The organism is Pseudomonas sp. FSL W5-0299, from assembly GCF_005930655.1.
GTDB classification, from domain to species: domain Bacteria; phylum Pseudomonadota; class Gammaproteobacteria; order Pseudomonadales; family Pseudomonadaceae; genus Aquipseudomonas; species Aquipseudomonas mandelii.
In genome coordinates, this window is the sequence record NZ_RXHX01000034.1 from 51,566 (window position 1) to 64,450 (window position 12,885).

The 12,885-nt window shown below is 58.3% G+C and carries 14 protein-coding genes; 10 read left to right on the plus strand and 4 right to left on the minus strand.

The window, feature by feature from the left end:
• Nucleotides 1–36: 36 nt before the first annotated feature.
• Nucleotides 37–360: a PepSY domain-containing protein gene (locus FHL16_RS27555; protein ID WP_010459356.1), complete on the minus strand. Its 324-nt coding sequence runs from the start codon at nt 358–360 to the stop codon at nt 37–39.
• A 132-nt stretch (nt 361–492) separates the two neighbouring features.
• Here FHL16_RS27555 and FHL16_RS27560 point away from each other — a divergent pair, with 132 nt between their 5' ends.
• The 5 genes from FHL16_RS27560 (at nt 493) to FHL16_RS27580 (ending at nt 5,594) form a co-directional block, all read left to right on the plus strand.
• On the plus strand, nt 493–1,152 hold the full coding sequence (locus tag FHL16_RS27560; RefSeq protein WP_010459359.1) for a response regulator transcription factor: 660 nt from the start codon (nt 493–495) through the stop codon (nt 1,150–1,152).
• Nucleotides 1,149–2,492 (plus strand): sensor histidine kinase, encoded by a 1,344-nt coding sequence (locus tag FHL16_RS27565; protein WP_010459360.1) that lies wholly within the window; start codon nt 1,149–1,151, stop codon nt 2,490–2,492. The genes FHL16_RS27560 and FHL16_RS27565 overlap by 4 nt, the downstream gene beginning before the upstream one ends.
• Nucleotides 2,493–3,054: 562 nt before the next feature.
• A complete protein-coding gene (locus FHL16_RS27570) occupies nt 3,055–3,702 on the plus strand; it encodes a hypothetical protein (protein ID WP_042932140.1) in 648 nt (215 codons plus the stop codon).
• A gap of 270 nt (nt 3,703–3,972) precedes the next feature.
• The gene (locus FHL16_RS27575) at nt 3,973–5,100 is read left to right on the plus strand and encodes a saccharopine dehydrogenase NADP-binding domain-containing protein (protein WP_077749869.1); all 1,128 of its coding nucleotides are present in this window, start codon (nt 3,973–3,975) and stop codon (nt 5,098–5,100) included.
• 2 nt (nt 5,101–5,102) lie between these two features.
• Nucleotides 5,103–5,594 (plus strand): DUF2269 family protein, encoded by a 492-nt coding sequence (locus FHL16_RS27580; protein ID WP_077749870.1) that lies wholly within the window; start codon nt 5,103–5,105, stop codon nt 5,592–5,594.
• 39 nt (nt 5,595–5,633) lie between these two features.
• Here the strand turns inward: FHL16_RS27580 and FHL16_RS27585 are convergent, their stop codons facing one another.
• Nucleotides 5,634–6,380, minus strand: a complete 747-nt coding sequence (locus FHL16_RS27585) for an SDR family oxidoreductase (RefSeq protein ID WP_010459367.1) — start codon at nt 6,378–6,380, stop codon at nt 5,634–5,636.
• A 179-nt stretch (nt 6,381–6,559) separates the two neighbouring features.
• On the opposite strand from FHL16_RS27585, the gene FHL16_RS27590 reads away from it, so the two are divergent.
• Nucleotides 6,560–7,129 carry a YceI family protein gene (locus FHL16_RS27590; protein ID WP_077749871.1) on the plus strand — a complete coding sequence of 190 codons (570 nt, stop codon included), beginning with the start codon at nt 6,560–6,562 and terminating at the stop codon, nt 7,127–7,129.
• A gap of 13 nt (nt 7,130–7,142) precedes the next feature.
• Here FHL16_RS27590 and FHL16_RS27595 read toward each other — a convergent pair whose 3' ends face one another.
• The gene (locus FHL16_RS27595) at nt 7,143–7,586 is read right to left on the minus strand and encodes a hypothetical protein (RefSeq protein WP_042932138.1); all 444 of its coding nucleotides are present in this window, start codon (nt 7,584–7,586) and stop codon (nt 7,143–7,145) included.
• A 297-nt stretch (nt 7,587–7,883) separates the two neighbouring features.
• Between FHL16_RS27595 and FHL16_RS27600 the strand changes: the two genes are divergently transcribed.
• Complete coding sequence (locus tag FHL16_RS27600; protein WP_077749877.1) at nt 7,884–9,011, plus strand: GGDEF domain-containing protein; 1,128 nt, start codon at nt 7,884–7,886, stop codon at nt 9,009–9,011.
• Nucleotides 9,012–9,116: 105 nt separating this feature from the next.
• Here the strand turns inward: FHL16_RS27600 and FHL16_RS27605 are convergent, their stop codons facing one another.
• Entirely contained in the window at nt 9,117–9,557 is a 441-nt protein-coding gene (locus FHL16_RS27605) for a hotdog fold domain-containing protein (protein ID WP_010459379.1), read from the minus strand.
• 162 nt (nt 9,558–9,719) lie between these two features.
• On the opposite strand from FHL16_RS27605, the gene FHL16_RS27610 reads away from it, so the two are divergent.
• The 3 genes from FHL16_RS27610 to mqo form a co-directional block, all read left to right on the plus strand.
• Entirely contained in the window at nt 9,720–10,355 is a 636-nt protein-coding gene (locus FHL16_RS27610; protein ID WP_077749872.1) for a TetR/AcrR family transcriptional regulator, read from the plus strand.
• A gap of 24 nt (nt 10,356–10,379) precedes the next feature.
• Entirely contained in the window at nt 10,380–11,090 is a 711-nt protein-coding gene (locus FHL16_RS27615) for a GNAT family N-acetyltransferase (RefSeq protein ID WP_077749873.1), read from the plus strand.
• Between the two features lie 317 nt (nt 11,091–11,407).
• A partial coding sequence (gene mqo, locus FHL16_RS27620; RefSeq protein WP_077749874.1) for a malate dehydrogenase (quinone) occupies nt 11,408–12,885 on the plus strand: 1,478 nt, incomplete at its 3' end.

A 12,885-nucleotide genomic window follows, 5' to 3' on the forward strand; every position in this document is an offset into this window, starting at 1 on the left:
CTGAATCGCAGGAAAAGCTCATCGACGGGTGAGGCGTCATTCGGTGAGCGGGCTGCCGAGATAATCCCTGGCATCGCCGTCGTCGCGGAAATGGATCTCGAGCGTGCGCAGGCGCAGCGAGGCCGGTGAGTAGCTGGCTTCGATGGCGTTGCCCTTGCGGTCCAACCCCTTGAGTTCGTAACAACCGTCGTCGACCTTGATGCGTTGTACGCTCCAGCCGTATTGCCGCTCGACCTGCTGTCGCAAAGTCTCGCGGGGTTGCCAGTCGCTCACCGGGTCGCTGCAGTCGTCGTCGGCCATGGCGAAACCGCTAAGCAGCAGACTCAACAGCGCGGCATGGGCAATAAAACCTGATTTCATGATCTGTCTCCTGCCGAGGTCGGCGTCTGTGGCATACCCTAAGGTGCATTCCTGACAACCAGCTGAATCTTCAGATTCACGTCAGGTAAGGCGATTAAGGTGCGGCACGACAACCACCACAGGAGGTGCCAGATGCGGGTTTTATTGGTCGAGGACGCCCCAGGGCTGGGGGAAGCGGTGCGCGAACAGATCGCCGATGACGGTCACGCCGTCGATTGGGTGCAGCGCCTGGACCATGCGCGCAACAGCGTGCGCACCACGCCTTACGACCTGATCCTGCTGGACCTGATGCTGCCGGACGGTCGCGGGCTGGATTTCTTGCGTCAGCAGCGCTCGGCGGGGGACGTGACCCCGGTGATTATCCTGACGGCCCAGGATCAGATTTCCGATCGCATCGCCGGCCTCAATGCCGGGGCCGACGATTACCTGGTCAAACCGTTCGATTTGTTTGAACTCTCGGCCCGTGTGGCGGCGGTGGCCCGACGTTACAGCGGCAACCCCAATCCGCAGATCAGACTTGGTGATGTGCAGGTCGACATGAGCGCCCGCACCGTGCAGCGTGCCGGCACCACCGTGGACCTGACGGCCCGCGAATGGGCGCTGTTCGAAGCGTTCGTGCAGCGCCCCAGCGCGTTGTTGTCCAAGTCGCAGCTCGAAGAGCGGCTGTATGCCTTCGGTGCCGAAATCGAGAGCAATACCATCGAGGTGTACATCAGCCGTCTGCGTAAAAAACTGGGGCGCGATCTGATTGAAACCGTGCGCGGCATGGGCTACCGGTTGGCGGCCGCATGAAGTCTTCTTCGAGCCTGCAAAAACGCCTCGGCCTGGGGCTGACCCTGGGCATGACCTTACTGTGGCTGGGCGCGACTGTCGGCGCCTGGCTGGTGGTGCAACATGAGTTGAACGAGGCGTTCGACAGTGCGCTGGAAGAGACCGCGCAACGGATCTTGCCGCTGGCCGTGCTGGAAATCAGCAACCGGGAGGAACCCCGTGAAGCGCAGCACGTTGCGACGTTGAAAATGCACAACGAATACCTGACATACCTGGTGCGCGATGCCAGCGGCAAGATCCTGATGCAGTCCCACGACGCCAACCCGAAGATCTTCAGTAAGCGGCCGACCGAGGGATTTTCCACTTCTGAAAAGTACCGCTTGTATGGCGCCAGTGCGTTACGCGAGACGCTGTTCATTGAGATCGCCGAGCCGCTGGGTCATCGCCGTGAAGCCGCGCGGGAGGCTTTGTTTGCCTTGTTGTTGCCACTGTTGGCGCTGATTCCCGTCAGCCTGTTGGGCACCTGGTTGTTCGTGCGGATCAGCCTGCGCAGTGTGTTGGCGTATCGTCGGGCGGTCGAGGCGCGTGGGGTGGGGGATCTGTCGCCGATCAAGGTGGCCCGCCTGCCCGCAGAAATCGATCCGTTGGCCGAGGCGGTCAACCACCTGCTGGAGCGCTTGCGCAAGGCCCTGGAGGCCGAGCGCAGTTTTACCGCCAACAGCGCCCATGAACTGCGCACGCCACTGGCCGCGACCCTGGCGCAGATCCAGCGCTTGCACCACGAGGCGCCCGAAGGGCCGTTGCGGGTGCGGGCGGCGAAGATCGAAAACGCCTTGCGTGAGCTGGCGCGGCTTTCGGAAAAGCTCATGCAATTGGCCAAGGCCGAGGGCGGGGGGCTGTTGTCCGAAACGCCTCAGGACCTGATTCCGTTGCTGGCCCATGGCGTTGATGAGTGGAACCAGCGCAGCGGCCAGCGCATTGAATTGCATTTGCCAGGGCAGGCCAGCGTGTACTCGAACATCGACCCGGATGCCTTTGGCATCTTGTTGCGCAACCTGATCGAGAACGCGCTGAAGTACGGCGCCACCGATCAACCGATCGAAGTCAGCCTCACCGAGCAGGCCCAACTGCGGGTAGTCAATGGCGGCCCGGCGGTGCCGGCATCGGTGTTGCAGCACCTGACCGAGCGTTTTGTGCGAGGTCACAGTGAAATAAGCGGTTCTGGATTAGGGCTGGCGATCGCCAAAACCATTGTCCAAGGGGTCAACGCGAGTATGAAATTGGTCTCTCCTGCAACCGGTCGACAAGAGGGTTTCGAAGTGTGCGTCTGGTTACCGCTCGCGACGGTGATCGGAGACTGATAACGGCCGGGTCATTGTCGTAAGTCCGCTTGCGTTAAAAAGTCCGACTGTTTCAGCGGTAAGGACAGTAAATGAGCGCGGGTCTCTCAGGCACTTGTCGTAAGTAATGCAACAACTAATGGATCCAATGGAAGTATCTGGCGCTCATCTAATTTACGCGGGCCAGTTATCATGCGGCTTTCCGTGAAGTTGCCGACTTGCCGTCGGGATGAGTTGCTTTGACTGAAGTAACCGTTTGTCGGTAGTCTGCTCAAAAAATGAACATTCTAGCCTTTACGCCCTCTGATACTTCAGCATGTCACCATGACGTGCTATTGCTGTCGTAAAAAAGAAGTGGAAAAAAACCTCATGTGCAGTGAATGCAAATGGGGATTTTTTTATCTGAAATTCAGGAGGTAATAACTAAGCCGGTCATTGAATTGCCAGGTAATTCAATGGGCTAAGCAGTGTCAGGTCGACGATTTGGCATATCTTATAAAAAGTAAGATCGCACAGGGTTTGAAGAGCGAAATGCCCTGTTGAAGAACCGATCTGTACTATCGAATAAGGTGGGGAACTTACCGTGGCGATAAATACAATTATGAGCCTGTTGGAAAACAAAGAATGTATGGAATTTTTGCGGCTGGGCGTTATTTACGTTCATTTATTGTCGTGTTGCGTGGCTATTGGTCTGGTGTTGACCAGTGATATTGCAATGGTTAAAGATTTATTGAAACGGAAAACGTCCACTGGGCATGATCATGCTCACATGGAAAGTCTGCAGAAGTCGGTGGTAGTTGCGTTAATCGCGTTGTGGGTAACCGGTATCGCTGTCATGGGAATTGATTACCTGGATAAAGGTATGAACTACTTCATGAACCCAAAACTTCAAGCCAAAGTTATTATTGTCATGTTGCTGACCTACAACGGCATGTTGTTGCATCGCCTGGTATTGCCCGCTTTGCAAAAGGCCGGCTCCTTGCTCGATCTCGGATTCAGCGCACGGATGCTGGCGCTGTTTTGCGGCTCGCTGTCGGCGGTGTCGTGGATGTACGCGGCCATGCTGGGCGTCGGTCGCCCGTTGGCCTGGAAATACTCGCTTTCCGAACTGTTGATGGCGTATCCGGTGCTGATCGCGTTGGGTTTCCTGACCATGCTGGTGCTGACTCAGCGAGTCAAACAACAGGACTACGCCGTTTTCTCTGCGCGGACCGTTGCGAGCCAGTGCTAGGCCCGTTCAGCGCGTAAGTCTGGCGGGCTTGTTTTAAAGCCTGGCAGTGGCGACTTTCTTAGTGCAAGGCAATATAGGCCTGCACTGAGAAGGTCGCTTTTTTTTTGCCGCCATCTTGGCGCGTAACTGTAAGCGGGCACGGTGAATGGATGCTCGCTTATGGCTAGCGGTGCTTCGCGGCTTGCCTGTCCGTTCGATATCAGTAAAGCTTTGCCGCGCCCGGTCCCGGGCGGGTTAGCTACATGATCCAATGGTTAAGGAAAGCGTTGAATGACACTCAGGGTGATGGTGGTCGGTGGCTACGGAAATTTCGGCAGCATCGTTTGCAGGCATTTAGTTGCGATGCCAGACGTAGAGCTGGTGGTCTCCGGTCGTAACTCACACAAGTTGCAGCGCCAGGTCAATGAACTGAAAACCCAGTCCGGCCGTGTCTGTGAAAGTTGGTGCGGTGATGCCATGGGCAGTGCGTTCGGCTCCACGCTGAGCGCGATGGGCATCCAGTGGGTCGTGCACACCGGCGGCCCGTTTCAGGGGCAATCCTATGCCGTCGCGCAAAGCTGCATCGACGCGGGCGTGAACTATTGCGATCTGGCTGACTGCCGGACCTTCGTCAATGGCATTGATGTGCTCGACGCGAGCGCAAAACAGGCCGGCGTGGCCGTTCTCAGTGGGTGCAGTTCGGTGCCGACGCTGTCGTCGGCGCTCATCGACCACTATCGATATCGCTTCAAACGCATCGACTCGATCGCGCATGGCATTTCCTCCTCGGCCAAGATGCCCGGCCTCTCGACCGTCGAAGGGGTGCTGGCCTATGCGGGCAAACCAATCAAGCAGCTCAAGAACGGCCAGGTGCACGAAGTGTCGGGCTGGCAGGATTTGACCCTGCGCAAGATGCCGCAATTGGGGACTCGTGTCCTGTCCAATGTCGATGTGCCGGACATGGATATCTTCGCGGCCCGTTACGGCGCCCATACCTTGAGTTTCAAGGCAGGTTCGGGCCTGAAACTCGGTGGCGTGGTCAACTACGTGCTCGCCGAGGCTTTGAGAATCGGGTTGGTGCGAGACTCCGCGGCGTGGGCGGCAAGGCTGCATCGTTGGGGGACGTGGTTTGAGCGATTCGGTGATGGCTTGAGTGCGATGTACATCGACGTCGAAGGGCAGGGCGTTGACGGGCAACCGCTGTCCATGACCGTGCAATTGACGGCGCACAATGACAAGGGCCCTGAAATCCCGAGCTGCGCGGCTGTCGCCCTGGTAGCAAAACGGGTCGCGGGTTACGTGCCGGCACCCGGCGCCCGTCCCTGCGTGGGCGAGATCAGCGTCGACGAGTACATGGCCGCGATCAACGACCCCGCCAATCTGCAGCTGTCCGTGCGCTTTTCTGACGAGCAGGGCTGAGCATGCTCTATCTGTGCCTGAAGTACCTGCACGTCATTGCCGCGATTTTCCTGTTCGGGTTCGGCATGGGCTCCTATCTCTATCTGATCGCGGCCAGTCGCACAGCCAACCCGCAAGTGATCGCACACGTCGCCAGAATGGTGGTGCGCTTCGACACCTGGATTACCACCCCGGCAGGCTTCATTCAGATCGTCTCCGGTTACCTGCTGATGAAAGTGTCCGGGCTGCCCATGAGCACTGAATGGATTCTGACCTCGTTGATCATTTTCCTGTGCGTGGGGTCATTGTGGCTGCCGGTGTTGGTGCTGCAGAAGCGGCTGCACGGGATGGCGTTGAGCGCGGTGGAGACGGGCGAGGGGCTCGACGCGCAATTCCGGTCGGTCTACCAAAAGTGGTTCTGGATGGGCGTGATGGGTTTTGCGGGGATGTTTGTGATCGTGATGATGATGGTCACGAAGATGACGCCGATGCAGTTGATCGAGGCGGTGGCCTAGCGCAACGGCCACGCCTCATATTTGACCTGGCTTTGTCGTCTAGTGGGTCTCAAGCCACTCCTGAAACCGGGTCGCGCCGACAATGGGATTGGCACCTGGTGTCAGCGACTGGTCATTGATCGGCGCACCGAAGTAAGGGACCGTGTCGTCCGCGACGGTCTGGCGCGGGTCCCGGGTATGCTTCAAATAGTCGCTCGCGAACTCGATGAGGGGGCGGTTTTCAGGGCCGGCCACCTCGACGGTCTGATTGATCGGTGCTTTCAACGCGATGTCCGTCAGTGCCGCCGCCACATCGGCCGAGGCTACCGGTTGCAGCGCGGCGGACGTCAAGTGAATGGTGTCGCCTTCCTCGCGCCCGGAGTGAGCAATGGCATGGATAAATTCGAAGAACTGCGTGGCCCGCACAATGGTGTAGGGAATGCCCGACTTCTTGATGAGTTTTTCCTGGGCCATTTTCGCCCGGAAGTAACCGCTGTCGAGCATCCGCTCGGTGCCGACCACCGACAGCGCAACATGGTGTTTGACGCCGTCAATTTTCTCCGCCGCGATCAGGTTGTGTCCGGCGGTTTCGAAGAAGTGCAACGCCGCGTGGTCCTCGAACGAAGGCGAGTTCGACACGTCGACCACCACGTCCGCACCTTTCAATGCCTGCGTCAGCCCCTCGCCGCTGATGACATTGACGCCGGTGCTTGGCGACGCCGCCAAGGCTTCATGCCCCAGATCCTGCAGGTTCTGGCAGAGCTTGCTGCCGATCAGCCCGGTGCCACCGATGACGACGATTTTCATGTCCTGTCTCCCGAAGCGGTGAGTGCTTGAGTCATTAAACACCTGTGCAGGTGGCCGTATCGGGCGCTGGTGCACGTTGCCGACAGGAGGTCGCAAGTCTCAATGCCTGGTGGAATAAACGGTGGTTCTTTGCTTTAGTCCACCTGTCTGGCCAGCGTGTGCCACGACTGGAGCACCCCATGAACACTCGATTCCCGTCGTTTTCCGTACTGGCTGCTGCGCTTGCCTTCGGCTTTTCTCCAGGTGCCGAAGCGGCCGAATACACGCAAGTGAATGAAACCGCCAGCACGATCTCCTTTACGTACAACCAGTTCAGCTCGCGGGTGTACGGCACGTTTGACACGTTCAAGGCCACGCTCGACTTCGACACGGACAACCCCGAGGAGGGCCGTGCCGCGCTGACCATCCAGCTCGACAGCATCGATGCCGGTAGCGAAGACGCCAACACCGAACTGCAAAGGCCCGCCTGGTTCGACACGCAGAAGTATCCCGAGGCGACGTTTGAATCGACCACCGTGAACGAGCTGGGTGACCACCGCTATTCGATCACCGGCAAACTGACGCTCAGAGGCGTCACCCGTGAGGTGACCGTTCCGGTCCTCCTGAAAGAGGAGGAGGCCATCGGGATCTTCGATGGCCAGCTAACGCTCAAGCGTAGCGACTTCAAGGTCGGCGAGGGTGAATGGGGCGACACGGTTGTTTCCGACGACATCATTATCCGGTTTCGGATGGTTGCGCCGCAGCGGTAGCGGTCAGTGGGGTCTAACGGCAAGCATCCGCCACGGCCTTCTCGGCCCGTTCAATTTCCTGCTTGATGTCCGTGGTGATCCGCTGTTCCTTGAACTTCTGTTCGAGAAATTGCTGGCTCCCCTGGTTTTTCAGCTCTGCGTCGGTGGCGGCGTCCTGCGCCTGCAACTCGGCAGCGTGTGCGTCTATGACGGCTTCAACCTCGGCATCATTCTTCGCGGTATCCAGGGAGCTGACCAATTTGCCGACTTCGGCTTTCTCGGCTTCGGCGTAAGCATCGACAGACAGCCCGGCAGCCATCGCTCGTGCTCGAATTTCCACCTCTTCCTTGTGCTGTCGAGCTGCCTTGCACACTGCATCCCGGCGCGCGCGTTCGCCAGTGTTCCATTCTATAAACCCATACGTCGTCACTCCGATCATGGTCAGGGTAATGACGGCGCTGATAAGTTGGGCTCTCACATTGCGCAACCTCAACAGTCAAGTGGATCCGTATGAGTCACTATCGCCCGATTCCATGGGAGGCTTCAAAAGCGTAGCAGGACGAACGCGTTGTACGTTGCCGGCGCAATGTCATTTGGCTCGATGCCTAGGGATAGCTCACTTTGTGCTATTACTTTTCTGACGATTGTCACAGAGGCTTTAAGGGCGCATTGCCGTGAATGTGCGGGTACCCACGAGTCGTAATTGTTTGTTTGCCTAGGTGGCAGGATGCCACAATCGCTTTTTTTGTCGCAGCATCATGATCAGGCGGATCAAATGGGTGGCCCAGGATTTCGGCACGACCAGGATGCTTTCATCGCAGCGCAGGTGCGCAGTGATCGATTGCATCAGCTTTTCCACCAGTCATTCCCTGCGATTTTCGGCAGTTTTCTGGCCGCGATCATGCTGTGCGGGCTGTGCTGGGAGCGTTTTGATCACTCCATCATTTTCACCTGGATAGGGCTGCTGACAGCGTCGTCGTTGCTGCGCCTCCTGATGTTCGTGGCCTGGTTTCGCTGCCCGGACAGTGAGCGCACCCCGCAACGCTGGGAGAAGAAATACGGGTTCACGCTGGTGTTGTCCGCCGGGATATGGGGGGCGGGTGCATTTGCGGTCATGCCGGCAAACGACCTGTTGGCCCAGGCACTGGTCATGCTTTTTGCCGTCGGCATGTCGGTCAGCGCGGTGTCGTGTTATTCGGCGTATCGATACATGACGCTGGCGTCCATTGGCCTTGTGTTGTTGCCGTGTACGCTCTGGCTGCTGTTTCAATCGTCAGCGATTCAGGTCGGCATGGCGCTGGCCGTGATTGTGTTCGCCTCATTCGTGGCCAGCGCGACACGCAAACTGGCCGAAGCCCTGGAAACCGCCTTCCTGCTAACCCGCGAAATGGAACGCGCCCATCGCATTGCCACTTACGCCGCACAGACCGATGAACTCACCGGCCTGAAAAATCGCCGCGCTTTTTTCGAGCATGCCCAGCAACTGTTCCATGACTGCCAACACAACCGGTTACCGTTGTGCGCGGTGATGCTGGACATGGATCACTTCAAGCACATCAATGACACCTACGGTCATCAGGTCGGGGATCAGGTGTTGCGGCAAATGGGCGTGATCATCAACCGGTCCTTCCGCGACACGGATGTCTTCGGCAGGCTCGGCGGTGAAGAGTTCGCGATCCTGCTCCCGGATACTTCCATTGAAGTTGCCCTTAACATCGCCGAGCAACTTATCCAGTCGATCGGTGGATTGATGACCGGACCGGTTCACCGTATATCGGCCAGCCTCGGTGTGGCAGCGATGGACATCGGCGACAACGATTTTCAAAGTTTGCTGAATAACGCGGATAAAGCGCTGTATCGAGCCAAGGCGCGTGGGCGTAATCAGGTAGCTGTTTCGGAGTAGGGAGATAGAAAGGTTTTTCGGCCCTGCTTGAAAGCATTCACGCGATTGGCGGGTTGCGCAATTGTTGTAGCAGCCGGACGCTGGCTGCTACAGGCAGGCGGGCGTTTAAGCGAGCTTCACATTCATGGTGATGCGCGCCGTGAACACCTTCTTGCCTTCGGCATCATGAATATCCACCGGCACGATCTTGTCGCCCTCCGTCCGCCAATCCACCGCCTCGCCATCGGCCACCGCCGTCACATCGCTTTTGGCCTTGGCCAGATACTCGACCGTCATCCCTTTCGGAATCCAGCGCGCACCGGCGGGAATGGACACGTCGGTCATCGTCCCTGCCGCCAGTTCGGCGGCGTTGCACATCGCAATCGCATGAACCGAGCCCAAGTGGTTGGTGATCTCCTTGCTGAACGGCACCTGCACCGTGGCATGACCGGGGCGCAACGCCGAGATCAGCGGCTTGATGGTGCTGAAGTAGGGCGCCACCTGGCAGGCCATTTTGCTGAACGCTTCCGGGCCGGCGCTGTTGAACATGCTGAGAAACTGACTCATTTTGAAGCCTCGCTGAGGGATGGTTTTACAGAATGATGTTCCGTAACAGAATAATGTTCTGTGACGGAACAGTATTCTGTTGCGATTAAATCTGTCAACCTAGCGCAGCTTTCTCACCGGCAGCCGCCTGCCTTGTCATGAATTTTCTGGCCTGTATCCCGCATGGAAACCGCAGATCTACTCGAGCGCAGCTACCCCGGCAGAAGAGCCGAACTCAAGCGCGACATCTTCAGAAAAGCCTTGGCCCTGTTCAACGAACAAGGGCTCGAAGCCACGACCATCGAAATGATCCGCGCCGAATGCGATACCAGCGTCGGCGCGATTTACCATCATTTCGGCAACAAGGAAGGCCTGGTGGCCGCGTTGTTTTTTACGGCGCTGGACGATCAGGCACTGCTTCGCGACAGCTACCTCGCCGAGGCACAGACGACCGAAGAGGGCGTGCACGCGCTGGTCCACAGCTACGTCGATTGGGTCGACAGCCAACCCGAGTGGGCACGTTTCCAGTACCACGCGCGATTTGCCGTCACCAAAGGGCCGTTCAAGGAAGAACTGGCCACTCGCAACAAAATCCGTAACCAGACACTCGGCCAATGGCTGGCAGAGCCTGGCCGACGCGATGAATTGCGAGCGTTTCCGGCCGAATTGCTGCCGTCGCTGATCATCGGTCAGGCGGACAGTTACTGCCGGGCCTGGTTGTCGGGGAGGGTGGTCGCCAGTCCGAAGGCCTACCGGGAATTGCTGGCGGAAGCGGCGTGGCGATCAATCTGTGACAATAGTCCCGCCGAAACCCAGTAAAGCGATCCCGGAGTCAGAATTTCAATGCCCGAACTCACCCACTTCGACGCCCCGTGCCCGGAGCACATCAACAGCCAGATCCTGCAGATGGTCGTCGACAACCTGACCGACATCAGCATGGTCGGCATCGCGCCGAGCAACCCGCTGTACAACGTGTATCAGTACGCGGTCGGTTACGAAGTGCATCTGTACCTGGAAGCCCTCGGCGGGTCCAAGGGCATTGCGGTCGAGTTGATCGTCGCCACCGACGATGAAGACCCTGAAAAGGTCATCGGCTTTCTGCTGTACCTGCCGGTCAAGGACGATCCCGAAGCCTGCGGCGTGGCCTACATGGCCGTTGACTCGGGTCATCGCCGCCGAGGTGTCGCACGGGCCATGCTGCAAGACATGATCAGCCGCTACCCCCACGCCGAACTGACCTGCACCGTGGCCAAGGTGCCGTGGTTCGAGTCGATGGGTTTTCAGGTGCTGGGCGTGCGCGGCACGCAGGTGCTGATGAACACCCGCGACCACAGCAGCGAAGGCTTGATGGGACTGTTGGATGTCACATTTATCTACAGTTCTCTAGAGGTTCGGCAGATACATAACTACTTGCTGCAAAAACACGGAAAGCGCGCGATGGTCGATGCCGAAAAGCAACGCGACCGGCATCTGGACCAAATGACCCACAACGCCAAGGTGTTTGTGCTGAATCGTTTGGGCCGGGACGCGGCGAACGAGCCCCGTCTGGACTAGACTCATAAGTCCTTTTGGGAGCGCGTGGTCGTCCTGCCATGATATTCTGCGCGCCAACTTGGTTTGACCTATTCAGTTGGCCCGTCCTTGAGACGTGCCGACAGGATCAATGTCGCTCAAGTAGCTGAAGCCAATAATGATAAAAAGTCAGTTCAGTAGGGACATATAAATTGAGGTCGATGCAGACAGTCGGCCTTGTGTGCCCACCCTTCGATTCTTGTGTACGAGCACCCACGACGTCCTGCCTGAATGTCGTGAACCAAGGGGCCGTGAGCGGGAATGGAAGGGCGGATGGCGTTTTATCATAGGTGCTACAGATGTTTAAGAAAATGAACACGGCCCTGCTGGGGCTGGCTTTGTCGATGGGGATCACGTCCGTTCACGCGGCAGAGGCAAAGAAAGTCGATGTACTGCTGATCGGCGGCGGCATCATGAGCGCGACCCTGGGTGTCTGGCTCAACGAGCTGGAACCTGGCACTTCGATGGAAATGATCGAGCGCCTCGACGGCGTCGCCCTGGAGAGCTCCAACGGCTGGAACAACGCCGGTACCGGTCACTCCGCCCTGGCCGAGTTGAACTACACCCCGGAAGACGACAAGGGCAACGTACAGATCCCGAAAGCCGTTGAAATCAACGAAGCGTTTCAGATCTCCCGTCAGTTCTGGGCCTGGCAGGTTCAGCAAGGCGTGCTGAAAAACCCGCGTTCGTTCATCAACTCCACGCCGCACATGAGCTTTGTGTGGGGCGATGACAACATCAAGTTCCTGAAGAAGCGCTACGAAGCCCTGCAAGCGAGCCCGCTGTTCGCCGGCATGCAGTACTCCGAAGACCCGGCTGTGATCAAGAAGTGGGTTCCGCTGATGATGGAAGGGCGCGACCCGAACCAGAAAATCGCGGCCACCTGGAGCCCGATCGGCACCGACGTCAACTTTGGCGAAATCACCCGCCAGTTCGTCGCGCACCTGCAAACCACACCGAAGTTCGACTTGAAACTGTCTAGCGAAGTGCAAGACATCACCAAGAACGACGACGGCACCTGGCGCGTCAGCTACAAAAACCTGAAAGACGGCACCAAGTCCGAAACCGACGCCAAGTTCGTGTTCATCGGCGCGGGCGGCGGTGCACTGCACCTGCTGCAGAAGTCCGGTATTCCTGAAGCCAAGGAATACGCAGGCTTCCCGGTAGGCGGCTCGTTCCTCGTCACCGAAAACCCGACCCTGGCCGAACAACACCTGGCCAAGGCCTACGGCAAAGCCTCCGTTGGCGCACCGCCAATGTCGGTTCCGCACCTGGACACCCGTGTCCTGGACGGCAAGCGCGTCATTCTGTTTGGCCCATTCGCGACCTTCAGCACCAAGTTCCTGAAGGAAGGCTCGTACCTGGACCTGCTGACCACCACCACCACGCATAACGTGTGGCCAATGACCAAAGTCGGCATCAAGGAATACCCGCTGGTCGAGTACCTCGCCGGCCAACTGATGCTGTCTGACGAAGACCGCCTCAACGCCCTGAAAGAATACTTCCCGAACGCCAAAGCCGAAGACTGGCGCCTGTGGCAAGCCGGCCAACGCGTGCAAATCATCAAGCGTGATGAAGCAGCGGGTGGCGTGCTGAAGCTGGGCACCGAGATCGTTGCATCGCAAGACGGCACCATTGCCGGCCTGCTGGGCGCATCGCCGGGCGCCTCGACGGCTGCACCGATCATGCTGACCGTGCTGCAGAAAGTGTTCAAGGACAAGGTGGCTTCGCCTGCCTGGCAGGAAAAGCTGCATCAGATCGTGCCGAGCTATGGCAC